We start from the raw sequence: 22,708 nt of genomic DNA, 5'->3' as shown, positions 1-22,708 counted from the left end.
GAGACAAGGCGAAAATTAGCGAAAAAGCGGAATGTCCGAGGGGTACTGAGCATTTTGAGCTGGTTTTTAACGCCGTATCGCCAAAGCACAGCAGACTATGAACAGGTTCTTAGCCGCGCAGCAGGCTATACAACATCTCACTGGCCATCGTCGCCATCAAGGCGGCGAACACCTGCTTCAAACGGGCCACCGGCAGCTTGTGCGCGGCGCGCGCGCCCAGCGGCGCCATCAGCACCGTCATCAGCATCAGCGCCAGCATCGCCGGCAGATAGATAAAACCCAAGGCGCCTGCCGGCAAGCCGGCAACGCTCCAGCCGCTGTAGAGATAGCCGACGGCGCCGGACACGGCGATGGGCCAGCCCAAGGCCGCGCTGGTGGCGATGGCGGTGTGCACCGGCACATTGCACCAACTCATATAAGGCACGCTCATGGAACCGCCGCCTATGCCCACCCAACTGGAAATCATGCCTATCGCGCCGCCGGCGCCCCACTGCCCGGCCTGGCCCGGCATTCCGCGGCTGGCTTGCGGCTTGAGATTGAAGAACATCTGCACGGCGACCAGGTAGGCGTAGCCGACGAAGAACCATTTCAACGCCAGCCCGGAAATCGCGCCGGCGATCAGGCTGCCCAGCAAGGTGCCGACCACCATCGCCGGCGCCATCGCCCGCACAATGCGCCAGTCCACCGCGCCCTTTTTGTGATGAGCGCGCACGCTGGACAGGCTGGTGAACACCATTACCGCCAGCGAGGTGCCCACCGCCAGATGCTGAGCATGGTCGCCGCCCAGATGCGCGGCGGACAAGACCCCCAACACCACGGGCACGATGACCAGGCCGCCGCCGACGCCGAGCAGGCCGGCCAGAAAGCCGGCCACCGCGCCGCAGGCCAGCAGCGCCAAAATCAGCGGCACGCTCAGCATGCCAGCAGCTGTTCAGTGATATAGCGCCATTCGTCCTCGCTCAGCGGGGTGATGGACAGCCGGTTGCCGCGCTTGAGCACCGTCATCTCCGCCAGCGGCGGGTGTCGGCGCAGCTCGGCCGGGGACAGCAACCGGGTCTTGCGCAGGAAACGCACGTCCACCGCCAGCCAGCGCGGCGCGTCGGGAGAGGACTTGGGGTCGTAGTAAGGGCTTTCCGGGTCGAACTGGCTGGAGTCCGGATGCGCGGCAGCGGCGATTTCCGCCAGGCCGGCCACGCCCGGCTCCGGGCAGGACGAGTGCCAGAACAGCAGCCGGTCCCCCTCTTTCATGCCGTCGCGCATGAAGTTGCGCGCCTGGTAATTGCGCACGCCGGTCCACTCGAACAAGCGTTCGGGCTCGGCGGCGAGATCGTCGATCGAGGTATCGTCCGGTTCGGACTTCATCAGCCAGTATCGCATGGGCAATGTCTGTTAATCAGTCAGGGAAAGGGTTAACGCTTGCTCAATCTTACTGGAAAGATTGCGGCTTAGGCTGTCTTCACCGCCCCGAAAGGGGGTTCTGAAGCGATATGGAAAGGGAAGACCATGAAAACGCATGAAAAACAGCTGGTGATGGGCCTGTTGCTGAGCGGTGCCTTGAGCGCCTGCGTGGTGGTGCCGCCCCGGGCGGCGCCGGTAGTCGTCAGACCCGCGCCGGTGGTGGTGCGCCCGGCGCCCGTCGTGGTGACGCCCGTCTACGGCTATTACGGCGACTACGGCCGCCGCCCCTGGCGCTAAGCCGCGCGCAGATACAGCCAGCCGCCCAGCAAGGCCAGATTCAGCGCCGCGCCGCACCAGAACAGCAGCCGGAACGGCTGCTTGACGGTTTTGTGGCGAAACAGCCGGCGTGCCATCAGGCCGCCGGGCCAGCCGCATAGCACACCCAGCCACAGCAGCCGGGCTTCCGGCGTGCGCGGCCCGCCGCGCTCCGCCGCCCGCTTGTCGCGCCAGTACAGAATGAAGCAGAGCAGACTCAAGCTCAGATACAGCCACGCCACCGCCCACTCCAGCCGCCCCAGCAGGGCCAAGGCCGGCAAAACGGCCAGGAAGACGATGGCTATCGGCATAGGGGGCTCAAAGGCAGCCGGCGCAAACCGGATTCGGTCAGCAAATAATCCAGCCGGACGTCCCAGGGCTCGCGCGGCACGCGCTCGACGCGCTGGCAATCGTAGGCCACGCCCACCAGCAAGGGCTTGCCGAGTAAGCGCGCGCGCTGGCGGAAGGCCAGCGTGGTGTCGTAGAAGCCGCCGCCCTGCCCCATGCGATAGCCCTCGTCGTCGATGGCCAGCAGCGGCACAAACAACACGTCCAGTCGTTCGGCGCGCAGCGCCGGGCCATCGTATTCGGCGATCCGGTAGCGCGGATGCAGATACCAGCGGTCAGCCGCGCCCAGACGGCTGAACCACAGCCGGCGGCCGCGCCGCGGAATCTGCGGCAGATAGACTTCCGCGCCGCGCCACAGCGCTGCGCTCATCAGGATTTCCAGATCCAGCTCCGAACCGGCGGCCAGATAAGCGCCCACGCGCTTGTCGCGCTTGAGCAGCCTCGAGGCGTGACGCGCGATCGCCCGCATCGCCTGCAAACGGTAAGAAGCGCTCAGAGCCTGACGCGCGCGGCGAATTTTCCTGCGCAATGCGGGCTTGTCGACGGGAAACGGATCGGAAACAAGAGAGGGTGCGGTCATGGCAGAGGGGGGAGCCCCCGCGAGTGTCGTTCGGGCAAAATTCGCTTGTACCCTGTTTCCAGGGAGGGCCGCCTGCCAGTCATTTCGGGCGCATCCTCAAGAGGACGCGGCACGCCCATGACTCACGCTGGCAGCCTGAAGCGAACGCATTGGTACAAAGGAATTGTGTGCCTTCACAAACACCGCAGGGGGTACTGACCTTGGTGTTCGCCAGCGGGCTGCGGTTTAAAACAGCGCTTGCTGGCTTTCGCGGAGCGCCTGGTCGGCTGCTTCGCTCATACTGCGTATTTTACGCTGAAACGCCGCCATCTCCAAGCCCTCTCCCACTTTTGTCTTCAACAAATCGTGGGCGATGTTCAAGGCGGCCATGATGGCGATCTTGTCGGCGTCCATCACCTTGCCGTGCTGCTGGATCATTTCGATCTTGCCGGCCAGCAGACGCACCGCCTCTTGCAGCGTTTCCTTTTCTTCCGCCGGGGTGCCGATGGTGAAGGAACGTCCCAGCAGTTCGATTTCAACCTGAGCCACGTCGCTCATTCCGCATCCTCCGACGCCTTGGGCAGGCGCTCGACCAGAGCCGCCACCCGCGCGCGGGTTTCGTTCACTCTGAAGTTCAGCTCCGCATTGTCGCGCAGCGCTTCGGACAGCGCTTCGGCAAAACGGCCGTTTTGTGTTTCAAGTTCGCGAATGCGCGCCACCAACGCCGTCACCCGCGACTCGAGATATTCCAGTTCCTTGTCCATGGCGGCGAGGATAGCCGGCGCTTACTTGGCCGTCAAACCCAGCCGCTGCCGCGCTGTGTCCAGCGCGAGACACAGGGCCGCCGCGCCGTCCACCAGCCGCGGGCCGGGCACGACCATGGCGTCGCCCGGCAAGGCGAACAAGGCGTCTTTGGCAACCGCCGGCAGCGTCTGCCAACGACGCCACATCCGCAGGCTGGCCTCGTCGCCGGCCAGAATGGCCTGCGGACGCGCGGCCACCACGGTGGCGGCGGACACTTGCGGCGCCGGCTGCCGGACATCGCCAAACACGTTGACGCCGCCGCATAAGCTGATCAGCGGCCCCATGAAGCTTTGATCGCTGACGGTGAAAATGGGCGTTTGGCTAACCTGATAGAACACCCGCACCGGCGCGCGCGCGCCGTAACGCCGGCGCAACTCGGCCAGGCGCTGGCGATAGCTCGCGGCCGCCTTGCCGGCCGCGGCGTCCACGCCCGCCAGCCGCCCCAAGGCCAGCATTTCCTTGGCCACGTCGTCCGGCTGCAAAGGGTGACTCAGATAGACGGGAATGCCCAGGCCGCGCAAGCGCTCCAGTTCGCGCGGCGCGCCGCCGTCGCGCCAGGCCACCACCAGATCCGGCCGCTGCCGCATCACCGCCTCCAGGCTGAAGCCGGTGAAGCGGCCCACCCGCGGCAAACGCTTGGCGGCGTCCGGATGGTCGCTATGTTCCACCGTGGCCACCAGCTTGTCGCCGGCGCCCACCGCGTACAGCATTTCCGTGGCGTGCGGCACCAGGGTCAGAATCCTTTGCGCCGGCTGCGCCAGCGTGATGGTCTGGCCGCCGCCGTCCTGGGCGCTGACCGCCGCCAAAGCCGGCAGCGCGCCCAGCAGCAAGGCCAGAACCGGCAACCGTCTCATATCTCGCCTTTCAACACCAGCGGCAAGCCGCAGGCCACCAGCGTCACCCGCTGGCAGACCTCCGCCACCGCTTGATTCACCCGCCCCAGCTCGTCGACGAAGCATCGGGTCTGGGCATTGGCCGACACCACGCCCCAGCCGATTTCATTGCTGACCAGCAGCACCTCGCCTCGGGCCTGTTCCAATGCCGCCAGCAGCGCGGCGCGTTCCTGTTCGAAACCGGCGGTGTCGAAACCGCCGTCCTCGTTGAAAAAGCGCATCAGCCACATGCCCAGGCAGTCGACCAAAAGCAGGCCGCCCGCCGCGTCGCGACGCAGCAGCTCGGCGGCCAAGCCGCGGCCGGCCTCCGCTTGCGACCACGCCGCCGGACGCCGTCGACGATGGTGTTCGACGCGAGCGGCGAACTCGGCGTCGCCGCCGCGCAGCTCGGCCGTCGCCAGATAGCAGACCGGACCCGGGTGGGCCAAGGCCAGGGTTTCGGCGTAGCGGCTCTTGCCGCTGCGCGCGCCGCCGGTGATCAGGTGGGGCATGGGAATTCCTTACTGACTGAAACGAACCCCAAGGAAAATACCCAGTCCGCCGGTGTTGTACCCATAAGCGGTTTCATATTCACGATTGAACAGATTGTCCGCTCGAGCCGTGGCAGTCCAATTTTTGGCAAAACGATAATTGGCAAAAATATTGGTCACGCCGTAACCATGCAGCGCTTTGGCCTCCGAATTAGCCGCATCTCCCGCTCTACGCGACGCGACTTGCTGCTCCGCTCCCAGCGTCCATTTTTCCCACTGCTTGGCGGCGGATACGCTGGCACTCTGGCGCGGCCGGTTTGCCAACCAATTGCCTGTCTTATCGTCTCGCGCATCCATCAGCGTCAAGTTACCTTGCCAGTCGATACTGAGCCATTGGGCCCCCGCCTCCAATGACAGCCCCCGGATCGTTGCGCGATCCACATTGCTCGGGCGCCATGAATTGAAATCCGTGGGGTCGGTTTGCGCCCACTGAATCAACTGCTCCACTTTGTTCTGGAATAGGGTCAAGCTAGCCGAACGGCCATCTTTTCGGTATTGCAGGGCCAGCTCTGTATTCTTTGAACTTTCCGGCTTTAGATTGGGGTTGCCGCTGCCCGGATAGTACAGATCGTTAAAGGACGGTGCTTTATACCCTGTGCCATAACCTACACGCGCAAGCCAACCATCGGCGAAACGATAGCCATAACCGGCTTTACCGGTCATCTTCCCCCCGAATTGATCATCATGATCGTTTCGAAGGCTAGCTTGCAGAAGATGCTTGCCCAACTCCAACTGGTAGCTCACGAATCCGGCATTGGTGGTGCGGGTGTTTTTGGTATAGATACCATCGCTAGCGATTTTCTGGTCCAAATGGGAGGCGCCCAAAATAAATACGCCAACCTTGGTATTCAAGTCGTTCTGCCATTGCCATTCGTTCTGCGTTGTCTGAAAAAAGCTGGCACGTCGATCGAAATTGCCGTTATGAAACTCCTCGGACTTGTCCTGACTGCGGGCAAAACGCAGAGTGCTTGTCCAGACATCGTTGAAACGATTTTTTGATTCAACGCTCTGCCCAGTCAGGCGCGACTTGGAGCGATCCTGCCCCTTCCACGCACTGGTATAGTCAATGTCAGCCTCCGCAAAGGTCTGGAATAGACGCACAGTCAAATCATGGCCCGGCAACAAGGTCTGCGTCAGGCTAGCGGCATAGCTATCATTGCGATACCCATCGTTGTCCGGGTTGTAGTAATACGTGTTGCGTGAATTCGTCGCCGAAAAACCATCGGACTGAGCGTGCGACAACTGCAGGCTATAAGCGGTATTTCCCGACTTCCCCGCTACGCCGGCGCTTAGCTTGCCGGTGCCTCGGCTGCCAAACTCCACCCCCGCGTTCCATCGCGGCTCGCCCTCGCCTTTACGAGTGAAGATCTGAATCACCCCGCCGATGGCGTCTGCGCCGTATAAACTGGACGCAGGCCCGCGCAGAATTTCAATGCGCTCGATCTGGGCCAATGGAATATTCTGAATCGTCGTGGTACCGAGCGTGGCGGAATAAATTCGCACGCCGTCCACCAGCACCACCGTATGGCTATCCTTGTTGCCACGGATATAGATGCTGCTGGCGCTGCCTGGGCCGCCATTGCTGGCGATAGAAACAGCCGCTTGACGCGACAACACTTGTTGCAGGGTTTGCGCCCCGCTTTCTTCGATTTCCTCGCGCGTGATCACGGTCGCATCGGCTAGCGTGCGCGACAGCGGTTGCGCCACACGGCCCGCCGTCACCACTACCGGATCCCCGGCGAACTCGGGCACATTGGCGGCATAGGCCTGGCCGGCGCAGGCCAGCGAGACCAGCAAGGCGCATTGTTGGGGTTTGAACATGAAACACACTCCACATGGAATCTGGCCGCCAGGGCGGCATGGTTAGGAAGAGTGCGAAGAAGGCATGAAAAGGGGGACGCCGCGGCAGGACGCCGGGCCGTCTGTCGGATCGCCTCCCCGCGATACTCCAGTGCGGCCGCCTTCCGGGCGGCCATTGGGCGGGCGCGAGTGTGGTTTCCATGATCGCGCATGCCAGCAGGCCGGTCTCCGGGCTCGGCCTTGCGGCGATGCGCCTTCCCATCCGATGGACAGTGGCCCTTGCATCGCCTGGGCGTTGAGGTTCAACGTCTCGCGCGTCGAGCGCGACTCGGTTGAACCTCTTCACACGCCAGGCCTTACCGTTGCGGGGGCAGCGCCGGTCTTGCACCGGCTTCCCGTTTCATCCGCGGCGCTTGAGCCGCGGACACCTGCTAGGTTCCGGATTATACCGGAGAGCATCCCGACGGGATGGCGCCAAAAGAAATATGTTTAGTTAGGATCAAATCGTCCACCGGCTGCGGGTTGCCCCGGTGGCGGGCTATCGCTTAAAGTCGCCGCTGAATCACTCTCTCATCCAGGCTGGAGTTGGCCATCTCATGACATTCATCGATACCTTTCGCTCACCCGATTTCGCCGCCTACCAGGCCGCCCGCGCCCGCCAGGCCACACTCACCAAGCCGGCGGGCAGCCTGGGCAGGCTGGAAGAGCTGGCCTGCCGCTTCGCCGCCTGGCAGGGCAAGGTCTGCCCGGACGCGCTGCGGCCGGCGATCACGGTATTCGCCGGCGATCACGGCGTGACGGCGGAAGGCGTGTCCGCCTATCCCTCGGTGGTGACCGGCGAAATGGTGCGCAATTTCGCCAATGGCGGCGCGGCCATCTGCGTGTTGGCGCAAAGCCTGGATGCCAGGCTGGAGGTGGTGGACGCCGGCGTGCTCAGCGACGTCTCCGCGCTGCCCATCGTCCACGCCAAAGTGCGGGCCGGCACCGGCAATCTGGCCAGGGAGGCCGCAATGACGCCGGCACAGGCGGAGGCCGCGCTGGAAGTGGGCCGCCTGGCCGCGCGCCGCGCGCTGGACGGCGGCGCCAATTTGCTGATCGCCGGCGACATGGGCATCGGCAACACCACCGCGTCCGCCGCGCTGATCTGCCGGCTGGCGGACTTGCCGCCGGAGCGCATCGTCGGCCGCGGTACCGGCCTGGACGAGGCCGGCCTGGACACCAAGCGCCAAGTGGTGCGCACCGCGCTGGCCCGCGTCGCCGAGCGCGATTTGTCCGCGTTGGACATCCTGGCCGAGCTGGGCGGCCTGGAAATCGCCGCCATGGCCGGCTTCTATCTGGAAAGCGCCGCGCAAGGCGCGCCGGCGCTGGTGGACGGCTTCATTTCCAGCGCCGCCGCGCTCTGCGCGCTGGCGCTGGAGCCGCGCGCGGGAGATTGGCTGCTGGCCAGCCACCGCTCGGAAGAAACCGGCCACCTGCTGGCGCTGCACGCGCTGAAGCTGGAGCCGGTGCTGGACCTGGGCATGCATCTGGGCGAGGGATCCGGCGCTGCCTTGTGCGTGCCCTTGCTGCAAATGGCCATCCGCCTGCACAACGAGATGGCCACCTTCGCCGAGGCGGGCATCACCGGAAAAGCGGAATGAACCCCTATACCCTGACCCTGTTGCGTCACGGCGAAATCGATCATGAGGGCCGCTTGATCGGCAGTTGCGATCTGCCGCTGAACGCCACCGGACACATTCAGATGGCGCAAAGCTGGCAGCGCATTTGCGCGCTGGCGCCGGTGACGGCGATGGCCAGCTCGCCTTTGCAGCGTTGCCGCGAGTTCGCGGTCCAGCACGCTCTGCACGGCTCGCTGACGCTGAAAGTGGACCCGCGCTTCGCGGAAATGGACTTTGGCGACTGGGACGGCATGGACGTGCAGGTGCTGGCGCAGCGCTATCCGGACTGGCGCGCCAAACTGGCGGCCGGGGAGCTGACGCCGCCGGGCGGCGAAGCTTACGATGGCTTCCGCACCCGAGTGCTGGCCGGCCTGTCCGAGTGGATGACCACGGCCAGCGGCAGCCACCGCGTGCTGGTCACCCACGGCGGCGTCATCACCACCTTGCTGGCGGAGTTGCTGGGCGCCGATTTTGCGGTGGCCAAGCTGATGACGGTGCAGCGCGGCGGCTTTGCCCAATTATCCATCCTGGACGGGCACCCGGCCTATTTGATGCGGCTGGAAGCACCGTGCGCGGACTGATTCTGGCGCTGCAGTTCCTGACCCGCCTGCCCACGCCGCAGCTGCGCGAGTTCAAGCCCGAGTGGTTGGCCGACAGCGCTCGCTGGTTCGCCGCGGTGGGCTTGATCGTCGGCGCGCTATTGCTGGCGGCGCTGACCCTGGGCCGCCTGAGCGATCCTTGGCTGGCGGCGCTGCTGGCGCTCTTGATGTGGACCTGGGTCACCGGCGGCCTGCATCTGGACGGCTTGGGCGATCTCGCCGACGCGCTGGGCGCCGCCCACCGTTCGCGCGAACGTTTCTTCGAGGTGCTGAAAGATCCTCACGTCGGCAGCTTCGGCGCGCTGGCGCTGATCCTGGCCATCGTCGCCAAGCTGGTCTTGCTGATGTTGCTGGCCAAACAGCCGGCGCCGCCCTGGGGCCTGCTGCTGATCCCCGCCTGGTGCCGCTGTTTCGCGGTGTACTGGTCGGCCAGCCTGCCGGCGATCGCGCCCGGCAGCGGCGAGCGCTTCGCCTGGCGGCGGCACGGCCCCAGCCTGGCGGTCAACGCGGCGCTGCTGGCGGTGTTGTCGGCCTGGCTGGCCCCGGCATTGCTGCTGGCGCCTTTGGCGGCGCTGGCCTGGCGGCGCTTCCTGCTGCGCAAGCTGGGCGGCATGACCGGGGACTGCCTGGGCGCGGGCATTGAGTTGTGCGAAATCGGCCTCTTGCTGCTTTTGGCGGTCCGCTGGCCGGCGCTCTAGCAACGCTGCAACGATACCGCCATCTCCCCGTCATCCGGCGGTGATGCCGAGCGCGGATACTGGCGGCGTCGTCATCGCACGGAGCCGCCATGGCCCATCTGGAGATCAGCTGCGAGCGCGGCCGGCTGGACCGCGACATGATTCAGCGCTTCCTGTCTCAAACCCATTGGGCGCAAGGCCTGACGCCGGAGCAGCTGGACAAGGCCATAGCGCACTCGCTGGTGTTCGGCGCCTACCGCGGACAACGGCAACTGGGCTTTGCCCGCATCGTCACCGACTACGCCAGCTTCGCCTATTTGTCCGATGTGTTCGTGCTGGCCGAGGCCCGTCGCCTCGGCGTCGGCCGCGCCTTGATGGAGGCGGCGCTGGCCCACCCCGAGCTGCAGCAGCTGCGGCGCTTTCTGCTGGTGTCCCGCGACGCGCGCCCGTTCTACCGCCGGCTGGGCTTTGCCGAACTGCGCGACGGCGAACGCTATATGGAGCTGCGGCGCGAGCCGGCGGCGCAGCCGGCGGCGCAGCCGGCGCGCGCCTGGTCCTGGTTCCGCGCAAATAAAAACGCCGCTTGATGAGAGCGGCGTTCTTGCATGCGTCAACGATTTAAAGCGTGCCGGCCAGCTTCTTATTGCGCATCAGGCACAGCATGTCACAGGCCAGATGCGCGGCGGCGAGGGCGGTCACCTCGCTATTGTCGTACGCGGGCGCTACTTCCACCACGTCCATGCCGACGATGTTCAGATCGCCCAGATTGCGGACGATCTTCAAAGCCTGAGCGCTGCTGAGGCCGCCCGGCACCGGGGTGCCGGTGCCCGGCGCGAAGGCCGGGTCCAGACAGTCGATGTCGAAGGTCAGGTAGACCGGGCTGTCGCCGATCACTTCCTTGATGCGCGCGATGGTGGCGTCCACGCCGTTGTCGTGCACCCAGGGCGCGTCCAGCACATTCATGCCCATGAAGTCGTCGTTCCAGGTGCGGATGCCCACTTGCACCGACTTCTTCGGATCGATCAGGCCATCCTTCACCGCCTTGTAGAACATGGTGCCGTGGTTCAGGCTGTCCGGCTCGTCGTCCGGCCAGGTGTCGCAGTGCGCGTCGAAATGCAGCAGCGCCAGCGGCTTGCCGTATTTCTCCGCGTGCGCGATCAGCAGCGGGTAGGTGATGAAATGGTCGCCGCCGAAGGTCAGCATCTTGGCGCCGGAGGCCAGGATGGTGCGCGCGTGCTCGATGATGGAGGGCTTGATGGTCAGCGGATTATGCGCGTCGAACCAGCAATCGCCGTAGTCGATCACGGCCAGATCGTCGAAGGGGTTGAAGCCCCAGGGGAAGGGGCTCAACTCGGCCAGCTGCACGCTGGCGGCGCGAATCGCCTGCGGACCCAGCCGCGCGCCGGAGCGGAAGGTGGTGGACAGGTCCAGCGGAATGCCGGACACCACCACGTCGGCGCCGGTCAGATCTCGGCTATAGTTGCGGCGCATGAAGGACAGCACGCCGGCATAGGTGTTTTCAATGGAAGAGCCGTACAGGCCCTGACGGCGGATCGCGCCGTCGCCGTAAATGGTTTCGCTCATGAATACTCTCCGCGAGAGAGTACGCCGGGCTCAGGCGTCCCGACGATTACCGTCCATCTTGCACAGCCGACGGCTTGAGGCTGCCGCCCCCCTTGGGGCGGAACCCCGAAGTTTGCCGCGATGCGCGCGGACGCACAAGAGCCAATCGAATCAATGGCTTTCCAGCTGGATGCGCCACAGCCGGAAACGCAGCCTCACGTCGTACCAGACCGGGCGCAGCCCCAGCAGAAACAAGAGCAGCGCCAGCGGCAGGGTGAAGCTGTATCCCATATGCTTGAAGCCCAGCGCGCCCACCACGCCGCCGCCGAAAAACGACAGCAGGATCAGCAGATAGGTGCGCAGCTTGACGCGGTTGGCGCGCACGTCCTTGACCTTGGGCATGCTTTCCCGGCCGTAGTAGCTGAGCTTGGCCAGCTCGATGCCGATGTCGGTGGCGATGCCGGTCATGTGGGTGCTGCGCAACAGGCCGCCGGACAGCTTGGTGACGATGGTGTTGTGCATGCCCATGATGAAGCAGAGCAGCATCACGGTCAGCGGAGTGAAAAAGCCCTTGTGCAAGGACAGCGCGGCCCCCAGCAGGCCAAACAGCAGCAGCAGGCCGGCCTCTTCCATCATGGACACGCCGTAACCGCCGCGCAGACGCTGCCGGCGCGCCCACAGAATCAGCCAGGAACTGTGCATGGCGCCGGCGATGAAGCACAGCAGCATCACCAGCAAGGACAGGCCCAGCGTCACCTCGCCCAGCGCGAACTCGTCGGCCATGCCGGACACGATGCCGGACATGTGCGAGGTGTAGCGGTGCACGGCGAGAAAGCCGCCGGCGTTGAGCGCGCCGGCGATGAAGGCCATGGACCATCCCAAATGCCGCAAGGTGCGGTCATTGAAACGGCCCCGGTCCAACAGCCGGGTGATGTTGCTTCGTCTGGACATATCCTGCTGACAGAATGAACAACGGCGGCCAGAGGCCGCCGTCATCGGAGAAATGAAGACCTGCGCCTGCGCCCGCTTGGGGCGATGCTTGATAGTGCATCGCCGCGCCGGCGCTGGCAAGCGGTCAGATCAAGACTATCCGTCTCATCCGCAGGATTTCAGGCCGATTCCCGGCGTCAGCCGCTTTTGCAGCCCCTTGAGCTTGTCGGCCTGCTGCGCGTCCAGCGTCTTGAAGCTGAGCGTGGTCTTGCTCGCCTTCTGCCCCTTCTGCTGCACCAGCGCCTTGTCGTAGCCGGCCGCCTTCAGCCGCGCGGCCAGACCCTTGGCCGCGTCTTCCTTGCCGAACAGGCCCAGCGACAGATGGCCTTTGAAGTCGTCGTTCTTGACGATGTAGTTGTCAAAGCCCTTGCCCTTCAGTTCCGACGACAGCGTCGACGTCTCCGCCTGGGTGGCCAGCGGCGGATAATAGACCCAGAAGCGCCCGCCTCCGGCGGTTTCTTCCTTGCTGGCCTCGCTCAGCTGGCCGGCCTTGAGCTTGAGCTGCGGCACGCCGCCCTTGACCCTGGCCAGCAGCTTGTCGTCCAGCGGTCCCCATTGCAGGCAGGCCGCGGCGGCTTCCGCCGGCTTGGCCGTTTCGGCCTTGGGCTCCGGCTTGGCGGTCTCCGTTTTGGCGACCTCCGCCTTGGCGGCCGCTGTTTTCGGCGCGGACGCTTCCTGGGCCTTAGGCTTGGCCGCGGCCGGCTTGTCCGCTTTGGGCGCGGAGGATTCGCGCAGCGGCTCCGCCGCCGGGGCGGACGCGGCCGGCGCGGAGGCGTTCGGCTTCCAATTGGCAGGCAGCAGCTTGACCAGTTCCGGGCTCACTTCCTGCGCCCGCACGTCCGCCGGCGGACGCTGTTTGAACGAGCCATACATCGCCACCAGCAAATTCAGCACCACGACCAAGGCTAGAAACCACTTCATTTTTCGTCGGCCACTCTTAATAAGCCCAATAACACCAGATTATCCACGATCTCGACCGGCCCGGCGAGCCAAGGCGCCAAGCGCGCCGCGTCGCCGCCGGTCAACAGCACCCGCACCGGAGCGCGTCCGGTATGCGCCTGCAATTGCCGACGCTGCGTTTCCACCGCGCCGGTCAGCGCGTACACCGCGCCGCTGGCCAAGGCGTCTTCCGTGCCTTGCGGGAACGGCGTCACCACGCCGGCGGAACGGTCCAGATTGGCGGTGTTGCGCGCCAGGCTGCTCAACATCAGCTTCAGCCCGGGCACGATCAGCCCGCCCAGATAATCACCCTCGGCCGTCAAGGCCTCCACGGTCAGCGCGGTGCCGGCGCAGGCCACGATCACATCGTCCCGGTGCAGTTGCCGCGCGGCCAGCACCGCCAGCCAGCGGTCGGCCCCCTGCTCGGCCGGGTTGCGGTAGGCGTTGCGCACATCGCCGAAACCGGCTTCCGCCCGCACCCATCGCAAGGGACAGGGCGTTGCCGCCTCCAAGGCTTGCGCCGCCTCCGCCCGCGCCACCGACGCGCCCCAGGCGGCCGTGATCGGCCATTGTCGCCAGACTTCAGCCAGGCTGGCGATGTCGCCGTGCTCCACCGCGCCCTGCACCAGCCAGTCACGGCCATCATGCACCGCCCATTTGACCCGGCTATTACCGGCGTCGATCAACAACTTCATGCCAGTTTCCTCAAACTGACCTCGCCGGCGTGATACGTCTTCACGCCGTCGGCGGTGTCCACCAGCAGCGCGCCGCTCTCGGCCACGCCGCGCGCCACGCCCTGCACCGGCTCGCCATGGGAAAAACTCAGGCAGACCGGCGCGTCCTGATGCGCGGACAAGCTCATCCACTCCTGCCGCAAGGGCACGAAGCCATGACGGTCGAAATCGCTCAGCACCCGGTGCAGTTCGTTCAGCAACTCCGCCAGCAACGCGCTGCGCGCCAGCTTGACGCCCGCCTCGGCCAAACAGGCCACCGGCTGATCCACTTCGCCCGGTTCGCCCACATTCATGCCGATGCCGATCACCACCGCGGTCGGGCCCAGCGCGTCGCCGGACAGTTCTATCAGGATGCCGGCCAACTTGCGCTCGTTCAACAACACATCGTTCGGCCACTTCAAGGCCACCGGCGCGCCCAGCCGCCGCAGCGTCCGCGCCAAGGCCACCCCTACCGCCAGGGACAGGCCGGCCAATTGGGACAGGCCGCGGTCGAAGCGCCACAGCAGGGAGAACGTCAGGCCCGAGCCCAGCCGCGCCTGCCAGCGCCGCCCCAAGCGCCCGCGGCCGGCGGTTTGCAGCTCCGTCGCCAACACCAGGCCGTGCAGGCCGCCACTGGCGGCGCGCGCCAGCAGCTGGGAATTGGTGGAGTCGGTGCGCTCCGCCACCGCCAGCGTGAAGGTATCCGCCGCCGCCTCGCTCAGGCCGTCGCGGATGGCCGACACGTCCAGCCATTCAAACGGCGCTTCCAAGCGATAGCCCTGACCGCGCACGCTGAATACGGTGACGCCCAGGTCTTGCTGGATGGCGTGCACCGCCTGCCAGACCAGGGTGCGGGAACAGCCCAGTTCGCCGGCGATGTCTTCGCCGGAATGGAAACGGCCGTCGGCGAGACGGCGCAGCACCGCGAAAGCGTGTTCGCTCACCGGCCGGCCTCGCTGGCCCGAATTTTATTCAAGGTGGAGGTGGTGGAGGTGTCGAACAGGAAGGGAATGGAGTGCACCTGGCCGCCGCGCGCCAGCGTCTCGGCGCTGCCGACGATCTTGTCCGGCGTCCAGTCACCGCCCTTGACCAGCACATCGGGACGCACCTGCTCTATCAGCTGCGCCGGGGTGTCTTCGTCGAAACAGATCACCAGGCTGACGCTTTCCAAGGCGGCCAATACCGCCGCGCGGTTGTCCTGATGATTGATGGGCCGGTCGTCGCCCTTGCCCAGGCGGCGCACCGAGGCGTCGGTGTTCAAACCCAGCACCAGGCTGGCGCCCAAGGCGCGCGCCTGCGCGAGATAGGTCACATGCCCGCGGTGCAGGATATCGAAGCAGCCATTGGTGAAGACGATGGGGCGCGGCAAGGCCGCCAGCTTGTCCGCCAGCTGTTCCTGAGTGCAGACTTTATTTTCGAACAAAGGTGTCGGGTAGGACATCGGCTTCCTTCAAACTCGGCAATCGTCCATGGGCGGCCACGCCCCCATGGACATCAAGTTGCGAAGGATACCACAGCCCCCCACCGCTGCCGCTAGCCAAGCCGCGGACTCCGATCCGCGGCTGTCTCGTTTCGCCCTCAGCGCCAGCAATTGCTGACGGTGCCGCTGGCAGCGCTCTTGCTGCCCAGGCTATTGAGGCTCAGCGTGCCGCAGCTCTCTCCCACTTGCCCGCCGGCCGGGGCCGCCTGCAAGGTATAGCCCTGGCCGTTGGCCAATGTGGCGGAGGCGCTCAGATCGCCCATGGTGATGGTGTAGCGGCTGTCCTGGCTGCTAATGCTGGAGGAGGCGTAGCTCAGCGCGGTCAGCGAGGACGCATAAACATTATTCAGCGTGAAGTATTTTTCCTGCGCCTGGGCGATGGCTTGCAGCTCGGTCTGCACTTCAGCCCGATAGGTGCGTTGCACGTAGTTGGTGTACGACGGCAAGGCGATGCTGACCAAAATGCCGACAATGGCCACCACGATAATCAGCTCTATCAAGGTGAAGCCTCGATTGACTCGCCTCGCCGCTTTGCTGCGATATCCCATTCCCCATCCTCAGTTATTGGTCAGTTCGCGCCAGGTGACGCGCTTCCAGCTGCGCCCCAGGTTCCAGCCCGTGATCGAGGTGCTGCCCGTGGTGCTGCTGGACAGCGAGTAGACCTTGCCGCTCAGAACAAAATCGGTGGTGCCCAACGAGCCGCCCATCTGCTTGCCGATAATGGGCTTGTAGTTGCCGGAGGAATCCGTCGTCTGCGCCACGGTGTCCGCCAGCTTGGGCTTGATCCCGGCGCCGCCGTTGTCGTACTGCACCCGCAGAATATAGGCGGCGTCCTTGGGCGTGCAAATATCGCTGTTGTCCGAAGAAGGGATATAGGTCTGATATTCCAGCGTCTTCGAATAATAGTTCAGCATCCCCACCACCCGCTCGCCGCTAATGTTCAAATCCTCGTACCAGCCCAGCTTGCCGGCGGTGGAGCTGATCGAGCCGTACTGCGTCGAGCAGCTCTGGTTCGCCGTCGCACTGGCCAGCGTGTAGTCTTTCCAGCTGATCGAGGTATTGGTGGCCTGCCGGTAAGTGGTGCCGCTGATCACATTGGTGGACAGGGTTTGTTGCAACAACAGACGGCGATCGCAGACCGGCGCGCCCCAATCCCAAATGCCGTATACGCTGTGGCTGTTGGATTCCGGCGTGCAACTACTGGTCTTGTCGCAGCTTTCTATGTATTTGCCGGTGCCGAACATCACCATCCGGTTGGTGTTGCTCGCCGAAGTGGCGCCGTTGCTGACTGGCATGGGCGCGGTCACCGGCGCCAGCACGATGGGCTGGGCCACACCGCTGCTGTCTTTGGCGCTGAACAAGGGCACGCGGTTCAAGGCCACCTTCCAATTGGACGGCGTGCTGGAACTGAGGTCGAACTTCCACATATTGCCCTTCAGATCCCCGGCGTAGACCACGTCTATCGTGCCGTTGCCGTCCAGATCCACCGGCTCGATGGTGGAGAGGCCGTTAGGCGACACCGCGGTGCCGGACAAGGTGGACAGCTTGTAGTAATTGCTGTTCAGGACCCAGCTGACGCTGGAATCCAGCGACAGAATCAGCAGGGCGGCGTCGCCGTTGGTGCTGTTGTAGCCGTTGTGGCTGACCACATACCACTTGTTGTCATTGAGTTTGATGATCTGCGGCGCGCCGAACACATAGCCCATGTCCAGATCGTTGGTGGCGTTGAACTCCCATTTGGCGATGGAGGCGGCGCTGCTTTCGCTGAAGGCGTCCGGATTGGTGATATCCAGCAGATACAAGCCCTTACCGCCCGCGCCCAGGCCGCCGGCCAGATAGCTGCCCCAGGTGCTGCCAATCTGGGCGTCGACGGCAACCGGGGTCGAGTCGACATAGAAGTTATGGGTATAGGAGTTGCTGGCCAGCAGGTTCAGGTTGCCGAACACCGGCGAGGGGATGTAGGCCAGCAGTTCTGCGCCGGTGGTAGCCTGAAAGCCATGCAGCATGCCGTCGTTGGCGCCCACGTACACCATGGAGGAACGGCTGCCCTTGCTCGTCACGAAGGACTGGTAGCTGGTGCTGCTGTAGTTCGGATCGCTGGAGCCGTTCGCCGGTGCCGGGATGTAAGCCGGCGAGGAGTTGACGATGTCTCCCAGCTTGGTGGCAGGCCGCGGCCGGAACTGCGTGCTGCCGTAGCCCTCGTTCGCCGGGCTGCCGCGCAGATAAGTCAGCCGGCTTTGCGTCACTGAGCTGAGCTCGGACGAGGAAGCCCGCAGAGCCTGCTGCTGCACGGTGTTCAGGCTGGACCACTGGAAGGCTTGCCCGCCGCCGATGCCGCCGCTGGAAGTGATGATCTGGCGGCCGGTGTCGCTGTTCACCTTCAGCTTGGCGTTCCACAGGGGATTGCTCAGGGACAGGCTGGTGCCGCTGACCAGAATCTTGCGGGCGCTCAAGTCCCCGGACCAGTCCGCGCTGTTGACCGAGGCTTCATAGTAATAAGTATCGCCGCTGATCGTGGACTTGCTGCCCACCCCGGCCGAACCTGACCCGTTCTGATTGCTGATGTTCTGGAAGGCCTGATCCAGCTGGGCGTTCAGTTTGGACGGGTTGCTGACCAGCGAGTAATTGTCGGGGTTGCCGTCGCCGTCCGCGTCCCATTGCCAGACATTGTTCGGGTCAAAGGAGTTGGGGCTGCTGGGATTGGTCTTGTTGTCGGTGAAACCGCCGTACTTGGCCATATACCACAACGGGCTCTCGAACAGCGTAGTCGAGCCCTTGGTCGGATCCAGCGTGAAGGTGGCGGTAAAGGTCAAGGGCAGCACACGGCAAGAGCCGCTGCTGAGGCCGTAATTCAGCGGGTTATAGCCTGACTGCCCGCTGCTGGTGCCTATGCACTGAGTAGCGCTGCTTGACTCGTTCTCACGCACCACCAGGTAGGCGCCGGCCTTGTTCTCGGTGGAGGCCCCGGCCAAGGGTTGCACGCCGGAGATGATGAAACCCAGATGGTTTGCGTAGCCGCTGGCCGCATAGGTGGAGTTGACCGTCACCTGCACCTGATTGCTGCCCACCTTGCTGATCTGATAAGTCGCGATAGCATCCAGGTCGTAGTCGCTGCCGAACTCGCTATCGTCGAAGTTCACCTGAAAGGAATAGGAACTGCCGTCGCTGGCCGCGCTGGTCAGGAAGAAGTTGGTAATGGTCAAGGTATTGCTTGCGCCAATCACCACCTTGCCGAAAGGCACCAGCGTCACCGAACCGCCGGTCAAGGGCACGGTGATCTTGGGCAGGGGCGAAGACAGCCCCACCGCGAAAGTGCGCACCGGCGCCAAGGTGGCGCCGCTGGGCGGACTGGTCGGCGTCACCAGGATATTGGTGCGCGCATAATAAGCGGCCATCGCCGCGTAAAAGCTGCCCTGCCGCGTCGGCTCCTCCGGCGACAAGCCGCGGACATCGAAATTGGAGGCGGGCTTGCTGGTCGGCAAACCGTCGGAGGTGCCGCCGGACACCTCTCCTATCATCACGTTCTTACTACCGCTGCCAAACTGGTAGCCCCACAAGGTGTTGCCCAACTGGCTGACGTTCATCCCGCTCAAATCGTTGCTGTAGGAGAAGCCCCAGGGCGAGCCCGGCATCTGACTGTCGTAAGAGGTCAAAGCCTCGCTGATCACAGTGACAAAGGGCTTGGTGCACCAGGCCCTGCCGTTATAGGGGTTGGTCCAGCTGGTGATCTTGGGCAGGCCCAAAGTACTGGTATCGATCGAGGTGGTGCCGGTGATGAATTTGGGCCCGCTCTTGCCCGCCAGATAACGCAGGCCCTCGTAATACATGGTGGCCACCGGGTTGCCCCAGTTGCCGCTGCCGCTGGTGGAGGTGTCGTAACTGGAGCTGGGCTTATTGATCCTGAGGCGGTCGATCGTATCGGCCGTACCCCCAGCCTTAAAAGTACCGTCGCTGTTCAATTCGTCGCCGAACTTGCCAATGGCATCGCGCAGCACCCCACCCAACTGCGGCGAGTCATACGAGCCGGTCAGCAAGCCAAACTCCATATTGCTGCTGATGCCGTATTTGTGCAGCAGACCGGTGGGCAGGTAATTGCTGCCGTACTGATTGCAATTGCTCTCCAGCAAGCCCGCCACGCACACCCGCACTTGCATGGTCAAGGCGGTGAAGTTCTGAGACAGCTTGCCGTTGCTCTCGGTGCTGACCCAGTCCGTCATCACGTTCTTGGTGGGATCCATCGCCGCGATCCGCAGCACCGGCGTACCCGGATAGGTGCCGCTATCCATGTTCACCATGACGATGTTGCGGCCCGCCGACAGCATGCTGGCGATGGTGCTTGTGGAAGTGCCGGCGCCGTTTTCATACTTGGACACGCCTAGCGTGGTATCGACGTAGGAGGCCAAGGACACCGTGGGGCTGGTGGAAATGACGCTGCCGAAAGACTTGCCCCAGACATGGGCGTCCAGCGGGATGTTGGAGCGGATCAGCGTCGCGGGCGAAGCGCTGGCCCGCTTGCCGCCATACAGCGATTTGCGCAGCACGTCGATGCGCGACATGGTGACGTAGTTGAGGAAGTCCCCGCTCCAGTGCGAGCCGTCGCAGGTTTTGTCGCTGGTCGTCGCATAGGGAATGAAAGCGCTGCTGGACGAGCTATAGGTGTAACACTTGAAGGAGTCGAAATAGCCGTAATAGTCGATGGACTTGGGCTTGTAGCCGATATCCGGCATCCCGACACCGTCCAGATCCGTATAGTCGTTGTAAGCTGCGACAAACAGATTATGGCTCTTGCCCATCACCAGCAGATTGATCGGGTTCACTTGCAAAGTGTTTTGCAATAAGGGCTGGGTCGGAATGGTCAACGCCCAGGCCAGGCTCCCCTGGGTCAGGGCCAAGATCAGACTCAAGCAACCTTGCATCAAGATGCGCGCCATCTTCCGTCTCCTTACTGCTCCACCCAGACAACGGACTCCAATTGCGTCTGGGTTGTGTTCAACAGGGTCTTGCGACCGCCGTAGCCCGTCGCCAGCAGGCGGTAGTAATCGCGCCCCCCGTTGGTGCTGACATAGCTAATGGTATAGGTGGCGGACGCGGCCGAATTGGGCACGGCGACAGTGCCGCTCGCCATGGTGCCGCTTGCCGGCAGATTGTCGGCCGTGGCGATATAAGTCTCGGCCTGACGCATCGCCACTTCTGCCGCCATGAAGGCGATGGCCCGTTCGCGATTGTTGCCGCCCAGTTTTTCTTCCATCAGCGCCGAACGCACCGCCCCGAAACCGAGCATCGCCAGCACGGTCAGGAAGATCAGGGCCACCAGTAATGAAAACCCCTGTTGTTGCGCCTTGGCCGTCATGACAGATTGTTCCGCAAGAAGATGGAGGTCCGGAAGGTACGCGCCAGCTTGCCGCTATTGGACACCCCGGCCGCCGGATAGGCGCTGCCATTGCAGTCGGTCACGGAGTAGCCGCTGGGCGCGGTGTACTGAGTGTCCGACTCCACCAGGATGCAGACCCTCACCACATGCACTTTGGTCCAGTCTGCAACCGCTGCCGCCGCCGCATAACTCTCTGGAATATTATCCGGCGTCGTGCTGCTATCCACCCCATACGTCAGCACCAATTGCTTCACCCCGCTCAACACCGTGCTGGTGCTGCCCGCCGTGGTGCAGGTCATCACATCGCTGGCGGTACGGGCAATTGCGAAATTATAAGCCGTCGACGCGCTGGCCACCGGACTGCCCTGGCAATCTATGATCTGATTATCGTTATTTCCGTAAAAGCGGTAGTTCAAAGTGCCGCTCGCCTCCAGCAACACCGTTCCCGCGCTCGTGAATGTGGTACCGCTGGCGGGGAAATTGACGGCCAGGCCATTGGCCAGCTTGGTGGTGTCCACATAGCCGGCCTGACGCACTTGCTCCGATATCCAGCGGAGGGCGAAACGGCCTTTCTCCTGCACCTCGGCCTGCGCCGCCTGGCTGCGAAACACGGTCTTATTGGAATAGAACACCTGGCCGACCAGCAGCACCACCATCAAGCCCAGTGTCAACGCCACCATCAGCTCGATCAAGGTCATGCCGCCTTCACGGCGGCTGCGCATCGCCAAGGTTTTCATCGGAATCGGTACTCGAAGGTCTGGGTTTGCATGGGAGTGGTGCCGCTCGCCGCTTTTTCCTGCCAGCTGACGCTGACCGAAACCTGACAAGCCGTACCCGTGCCGGAAGCCCCTGCCAGGCTGTAGCTACACGCGCTCAAGGTAGCCGCGGAACTGCCGTCCGCCTTTTTCAGCAGAACCTGCACCGAGCCCGAGCCCAGCAAACTATTGGCCGTGGATGAAAAGTAAGAAGTGTCTGTCGTCGCCATGGTCTGCGTGGCGGAACTGTTGGCGGTACAATCCGACGTCGCCACCCCGGAGGCGTAGCACCCCAGCGCGCCATTCAAATCCATCTGATTGCTGGCGGTATTCAGGGCGTAAACCTGATCGCCGGTCGCCGCCCTCACCCGCTCCGCCGCCTCCACCGCCAGTTCCGAGGCCAGGCTGCGCATATAAGCATCATGCGAATCGCGGATGGATTTCAGCTGCATGCCGGCCATGGCCAGCATGCCCAGGGCCACCACCAGCACTGAGATCAGCACCTCCAGCAAGGAGAACCCAGCCTCCGCTCTTATCCGTGCGCGCATATCAATTCCCGCTGATCAAGCCGTACGGCGCCACCTGCACCGTACTGCTGGCCGTAGTGGTCTGGCTACGAAACTGAATCTGCAGCGTGGTGGTTAGGCGCGTGCCGCTGGCCGTCGCTCCCCTCGCCTCGCCGCTGGGCGCAAAACGAAAACCGGCCACCGTGCTCGAAGCGACAGCGGCGCCGCCAGGGTTATGCACCGACAGGATTTCGCTGCTGGAAGGCGCGCCGCTGCCATCGAGATCGGCGAAAACCAGCCAGCCCACCGACCAATTGCTGGCCGCATTGGAACAGCTGCTGCCATCGGTCGACGCGCACACGCCCACCGGCACGCCGCGGCGAATCGCTTCGGCGCGGGCATTGGTCATGTCCGCCACCAAGGCGCGCGACAACGCCTGGTAACGATTGGTGTCGATGAATTGGTTAAACGCCGGCACCGCCAATGCCAGGCCAATCCCCACCACCGCAATGGTCACCAATAGCTCAACCATGGTGAAACCACCCAACGTCGTTCGCCGGCCCATTCCATTCCCATTGCTTAAGCTGTTTTTTCAGGATTGTATAGAGAAGCGAACGCAGGCAAGCCTGGCTGGACAAGCGGCAACTAAATCAAGACAGAAGGGAAAGACAAGGAGCAGAAACGGGAAAGGGATCGTCCACCAGACGGCGATGCAATGCATAAAGCCCAGCTCGTGTGAGCTGGGCTTTGCAATGGGGCGTCTGGCGGTGTCCTACTTTCACATGGCGAATGCCACACTATCATCGGCGC

26 protein-coding genes, 1 other RNA gene and 1 riboswitch are annotated in these 22,708 nt (G+C 63.9%); of the genes, 5 read left to right on the top strand and 22 right to left on the bottom strand.

Annotated features, from left to right (window positions below; all coding sequences use genetic code 11):
• Positions 1-109: 109 nt before the first annotated feature.
• The gene (locus ACODSD_RS08895; RefSeq protein WP_107801130.1) at positions 110-919 is read right to left on the bottom strand and encodes a sulfite exporter TauE/SafE family protein; all 810 of its coding nucleotides are present in this window, start codon (positions 917-919) and stop codon (positions 110-112) included.
• Positions 913-1,377, bottom strand: coding sequence for an EVE domain-containing protein (locus ACODSD_RS08890; RefSeq protein WP_486636351.1), 465 nt, complete (start codon positions 1,375-1,377; stop codon positions 913-915). Before ACODSD_RS08890 ends, ACODSD_RS08895 begins: the two co-directional genes overlap by 7 nt.
• A 126-nt stretch (positions 1,378-1,503) precedes the next feature.
• Here ACODSD_RS08890 and ACODSD_RS08885 point away from each other — a divergent pair, with 126 nt between their 5' ends.
• The gene (locus ACODSD_RS08885) at positions 1,504-1,695 is read left to right on the top strand and encodes a hypothetical protein (protein ID WP_235085075.1); all 192 of its coding nucleotides are present in this window, start codon (positions 1,504-1,506) and stop codon (positions 1,693-1,695) included.
• On the opposite strand, the gene ACODSD_RS08880 is transcribed toward ACODSD_RS08885, so the two are convergent.
• The 8 genes from ACODSD_RS08880 to ACODSD_RS08845 all read right to left on the bottom strand — a co-directional run bounded on the left by ACODSD_RS08880 (position 1,692) and on the right by ACODSD_RS08845 (position 6,668).
• Positions 1,692-2,024 carry a DUF1294 domain-containing protein gene (locus tag ACODSD_RS08880; protein ID WP_107801133.1) on the bottom strand — a complete coding sequence of 111 codons (333 nt, stop codon included), beginning with the start codon at positions 2,022-2,024 and terminating at the stop codon, positions 1,692-1,694. The two genes, ACODSD_RS08885 and ACODSD_RS08880, sit on opposite strands and share 4 nt — an antisense overlap.
• Positions 2,015-2,590, bottom strand: a complete 576-nt coding sequence (locus ACODSD_RS08875) for a 5-formyltetrahydrofolate cyclo-ligase (RefSeq protein WP_488877201.1) — start codon at positions 2,588-2,590, stop codon at positions 2,015-2,017. Before ACODSD_RS08875 ends, ACODSD_RS08880 begins: the two co-directional genes overlap by 10 nt.
• Before the next feature lie 61 nt (positions 2,591-2,651).
• Positions 2,652-2,835, bottom strand: a non-coding RNA gene (gene ssrS / locus ACODSD_RS08870) — 6S RNA.
• A gap of 31 nt (positions 2,836-2,866) precedes the next feature.
• On the bottom strand, positions 2,867-3,178 hold the full coding sequence (locus tag ACODSD_RS08865; protein ID WP_019101793.1) for a cell division protein ZapA: 312 nt from the start codon (positions 3,176-3,178) through the stop codon (positions 2,867-2,869).
• Entirely contained in the window at positions 3,175-3,384 is a 210-nt protein-coding gene (locus ACODSD_RS08860; protein WP_048409989.1) for a hypothetical protein, read from the bottom strand. The genes ACODSD_RS08865 and ACODSD_RS08860 overlap by 4 nt, the downstream gene beginning before the upstream one ends.
• Before the next feature lie 21 nt (positions 3,385-3,405).
• On the bottom strand, positions 3,406-4,278 hold the full coding sequence (locus ACODSD_RS08855; RefSeq protein ID WP_488877200.1) for a cobalamin-binding protein: 873 nt from the start codon (positions 4,276-4,278) through the stop codon (positions 3,406-3,408).
• A complete protein-coding gene (gene cobU, locus ACODSD_RS08850; RefSeq protein WP_488877199.1) occupies positions 4,275-4,808 on the bottom strand; it encodes a bifunctional adenosylcobinamide kinase/adenosylcobinamide-phosphate guanylyltransferase in 534 nt (177 codons plus the stop codon). Before cobU ends, ACODSD_RS08855 begins: the two co-directional genes overlap by 4 nt.
• 9 nt (positions 4,809-4,817) lie before the next feature.
• Positions 4,818-6,668 (bottom strand): TonB-dependent receptor domain-containing protein, encoded by a 1,851-nt coding sequence (locus ACODSD_RS08845; protein WP_488877198.1) that lies wholly within the window; start codon positions 6,666-6,668, stop codon positions 4,818-4,820.
• 181 nt (positions 6,669-6,849) lie between these two features.
• Positions 6,850-7,094, bottom strand: a riboswitch (cobalamin riboswitch).
• A gap of 149 nt (positions 7,095-7,243) precedes the next feature.
• Between ACODSD_RS08845 and cobT the strand changes: the two genes are divergently transcribed.
• The 4 genes from cobT to ACODSD_RS08825 all read left to right on the top strand — a co-directional run bounded on the left by cobT (position 7,244) and on the right by ACODSD_RS08825 (position 10,168).
• Complete coding sequence (cobT, locus tag ACODSD_RS08840) at positions 7,244-8,287, top strand: nicotinate-nucleotide--dimethylbenzimidazole phosphoribosyltransferase (protein WP_235085084.1); 1,044 nt, start codon at positions 7,244-7,246, stop codon at positions 8,285-8,287.
• Positions 8,284-8,886: a histidine phosphatase family protein gene (locus ACODSD_RS08835; protein WP_107801139.1), complete on the top strand. Its 603-nt coding sequence runs from the start codon at positions 8,284-8,286 to the stop codon at positions 8,884-8,886. Before cobT ends, ACODSD_RS08835 begins: the two co-directional genes overlap by 4 nt.
• Positions 8,874-9,602 (top strand): adenosylcobinamide-GDP ribazoletransferase, encoded by a 729-nt coding sequence (gene cobS, locus ACODSD_RS08830; RefSeq protein WP_486636348.1) that lies wholly within the window; start codon positions 8,874-8,876, stop codon positions 9,600-9,602. The genes ACODSD_RS08835 and cobS overlap by 13 nt, the downstream gene beginning before the upstream one ends.
• Before the next feature lie 89 nt (positions 9,603-9,691).
• Positions 9,692-10,168, top strand: a complete 477-nt coding sequence (locus ACODSD_RS08825; protein WP_488877197.1) for a GNAT family N-acetyltransferase — start codon at positions 9,692-9,694, stop codon at positions 10,166-10,168.
• Between the two features lie 31 nt (positions 10,169-10,199).
• Here ACODSD_RS08825 and speB read toward each other — a convergent pair whose 3' ends face one another.
• From speB to ACODSD_RS08765, 12 genes are all read right to left on the bottom strand, one after another.
• Positions 10,200-11,165, bottom strand: coding sequence for an agmatinase (gene speB, locus ACODSD_RS08820; RefSeq protein ID WP_227106359.1), 966 nt, complete (start codon positions 11,163-11,165; stop codon positions 10,200-10,202).
• 150 nt (positions 11,166-11,315) lie between these two features.
• Positions 11,316-12,095, bottom strand: a complete 780-nt coding sequence (locus ACODSD_RS08815) for a YoaK family protein (RefSeq protein ID WP_107801143.1) — start codon at positions 12,093-12,095, stop codon at positions 11,316-11,318.
• Positions 12,096-12,239: 144 nt separating this feature from the next.
• Positions 12,240-13,055: an SPOR domain-containing protein gene (locus ACODSD_RS08810; protein WP_488877196.1), complete on the bottom strand. Its 816-nt coding sequence runs from the start codon at positions 13,053-13,055 to the stop codon at positions 12,240-12,242.
• Positions 13,052-13,768, bottom strand: coding sequence for a type III pantothenate kinase (locus tag ACODSD_RS08805; RefSeq protein WP_488877195.1), 717 nt, complete (start codon positions 13,766-13,768; stop codon positions 13,052-13,054). Before ACODSD_RS08805 ends, ACODSD_RS08810 begins: the two co-directional genes overlap by 4 nt.
• On the bottom strand, positions 13,765-14,730 hold the full coding sequence (locus ACODSD_RS08800; RefSeq protein WP_227106353.1) for a biotin--[acetyl-CoA-carboxylase] ligase: 966 nt from the start codon (positions 14,728-14,730) through the stop codon (positions 13,765-13,767). The genes ACODSD_RS08805 and ACODSD_RS08800 overlap by 4 nt, the downstream gene beginning before the upstream one ends.
• On the bottom strand, positions 14,727-15,227 hold the full coding sequence (gene rfaE2, locus ACODSD_RS08795) for a D-glycero-beta-D-manno-heptose 1-phosphate adenylyltransferase (RefSeq protein ID WP_107801147.1): 501 nt from the start codon (positions 15,225-15,227) through the stop codon (positions 14,727-14,729). The genes ACODSD_RS08800 and rfaE2 overlap by 4 nt, the downstream gene beginning before the upstream one ends.
• A 137-nt stretch (positions 15,228-15,364) precedes the next feature.
• Complete coding sequence (locus ACODSD_RS08790) at positions 15,365-15,814, bottom strand: type IV pilin protein (protein WP_488877194.1); 450 nt, start codon at positions 15,812-15,814, stop codon at positions 15,365-15,367.
• A gap of 9 nt (positions 15,815-15,823) precedes the next feature.
• Positions 15,824-20,197, bottom strand: coding sequence for a pilus assembly protein (locus ACODSD_RS08785; RefSeq protein ID WP_488877193.1), 4,374 nt, complete (start codon positions 20,195-20,197; stop codon positions 15,824-15,826).
• Between the two features lie 11 nt (positions 20,198-20,208).
• Entirely contained in the window at positions 20,209-20,616 is a 408-nt protein-coding gene (locus ACODSD_RS08780; RefSeq protein WP_486636346.1) for a pilus assembly PilX family protein, read from the bottom strand.
• Complete coding sequence (locus ACODSD_RS08775) at positions 20,613-21,374, bottom strand: PilW family protein (protein WP_486636345.1); 762 nt, start codon at positions 21,372-21,374, stop codon at positions 20,613-20,615. Before ACODSD_RS08775 ends, ACODSD_RS08780 begins: the two co-directional genes overlap by 4 nt.
• Entirely contained in the window at positions 21,371-21,940 is a 570-nt protein-coding gene (pilV, locus tag ACODSD_RS08770) for a type IV pilus modification protein PilV (protein WP_488877192.1), read from the bottom strand. The genes ACODSD_RS08775 and pilV overlap by 4 nt, the downstream gene beginning before the upstream one ends.
• Position 21,941: 1 nt before the next feature.
• On the bottom strand, positions 21,942-22,463 hold the full coding sequence (locus ACODSD_RS08765) for a GspH/FimT family pseudopilin (RefSeq protein WP_255701165.1): 522 nt from the start codon (positions 22,461-22,463) through the stop codon (positions 21,942-21,944).
• Positions 22,464-22,708: the final 245 nt, after the last annotated feature.

It is taken from the genome of Chromobacterium sp. FG22, from assembly GCF_057809415.1.
The sequence above is the reverse complement of the archived record's forward strand: the minus strand, read 5'-3'. Positions and strand labels throughout refer to the sequence as shown.

Bases quoted from the DNA above. Each gene is read 5' to 3' on its own strand.
- ACODSD_RS08895 (WP_107801130.1), bottom strand. From the start codon at position 919: ATGCTGAGCGTGCCGCTGATTTTGGCGCTGCTGGCCTGCGGCGCGGTG.
- ACODSD_RS08890 (WP_486636351.1), bottom strand. From the start codon at position 1,377: ATGCGATACTGGCTGATGAAGTCCGAACCGGACGATACCTCGATCGAC.
- ACODSD_RS08885 (WP_235085075.1), top strand. From the start codon at position 1,504: ATGAAAACGCATGAAAAACAGCTGGTGATGGGCCTGTTGCTGAGCGGT.
- ACODSD_RS08880 (WP_107801133.1), bottom strand. From the start codon at position 2,024: ATGCCGATAGCCATCGTCTTCCTGGCCGTTTTGCCGGCCTTGGCCCTG.
- ACODSD_RS08865 (WP_019101793.1), bottom strand. From the start codon at position 3,178: ATGAGCGACGTGGCTCAGGTTGAAATCGAACTGCTGGGACGTTCCTTC.
- ACODSD_RS08860 (WP_048409989.1), bottom strand. From the start codon at position 3,384: ATGGACAAGGAACTGGAATATCTCGAGTCGCGGGTGACGGCGTTGGTG.
- ACODSD_RS08855 (WP_488877200.1), bottom strand. From the start codon at position 4,278: ATGAGACGGTTGCCGGTTCTGGCCTTGCTGCTGGGCGCGCTGCCGGCT.
- cobU (WP_488877199.1), bottom strand. From the start codon at position 4,808: ATGCCCCACCTGATCACCGGCGGCGCGCGCAGCGGCAAGAGCCGCTAC.
- ACODSD_RS08845 (WP_488877198.1), bottom strand. From the start codon at position 6,668: ATGTTCAAACCCCAACAATGCGCCTTGCTGGTCTCGCTGGCCTGCGCC.
- cobT (WP_235085084.1), top strand. From the start codon at position 7,244: ATGACATTCATCGATACCTTTCGCTCACCCGATTTCGCCGCCTACCAG.
- ACODSD_RS08835 (WP_107801139.1), top strand. From the start codon at position 8,284: ATGAACCCCTATACCCTGACCCTGTTGCGTCACGGCGAAATCGATCAT.
- ACODSD_RS08825 (WP_488877197.1), top strand. From the start codon at position 9,692: ATGGCCCATCTGGAGATCAGCTGCGAGCGCGGCCGGCTGGACCGCGAC.
- speB (WP_227106359.1), bottom strand. From the start codon at position 11,165: ATGAGCGAAACCATTTACGGCGACGGCGCGATCCGCCGTCAGGGCCTG.
- ACODSD_RS08815 (WP_107801143.1), bottom strand. From the start codon at position 12,095: ATGTCCAGACGAAGCAACATCACCCGGCTGTTGGACCGGGGCCGTTTC.
- ACODSD_RS08810 (WP_488877196.1), bottom strand. From the start codon at position 13,055: ATGAAGTGGTTTCTAGCCTTGGTCGTGGTGCTGAATTTGCTGGTGGCG.
- ACODSD_RS08805 (WP_488877195.1), bottom strand. From the start codon at position 13,768: ATGAAGTTGTTGATCGACGCCGGTAATAGCCGGGTCAAATGGGCGGTG.
- rfaE2 (WP_107801147.1), bottom strand. From the start codon at position 15,227: ATGTCCTACCCGACACCTTTGTTCGAAAATAAAGTCTGCACTCAGGAA.
- ACODSD_RS08790 (WP_488877194.1), bottom strand. From the start codon at position 15,814: ATGGGATATCGCAGCAAAGCGGCGAGGCGAGTCAATCGAGGCTTCACC.
- ACODSD_RS08785 (WP_488877193.1), bottom strand. From the start codon at position 20,197: ATGGCGCGCATCTTGATGCAAGGTTGCTTGAGTCTGATCTTGGCCCTG.
- ACODSD_RS08780 (WP_486636346.1), bottom strand. From the start codon at position 20,616: ATGACGGCCAAGGCGCAACAACAGGGGTTTTCATTACTGGTGGCCCTG.
- ACODSD_RS08775 (WP_486636345.1), bottom strand. From the start codon at position 21,374: ATGAAAACCTTGGCGATGCGCAGCCGCCGTGAAGGCGGCATGACCTTG.
- pilV (WP_488877192.1), bottom strand. From the start codon at position 21,940: ATGCGCGCACGGATAAGAGCGGAGGCTGGGTTCTCCTTGCTGGAGGTG.
- ACODSD_RS08765 (WP_255701165.1), bottom strand. From the start codon at position 22,463: ATGGGCCGGCGAACGACGTTGGGTGGTTTCACCATGGTTGAGCTATTG.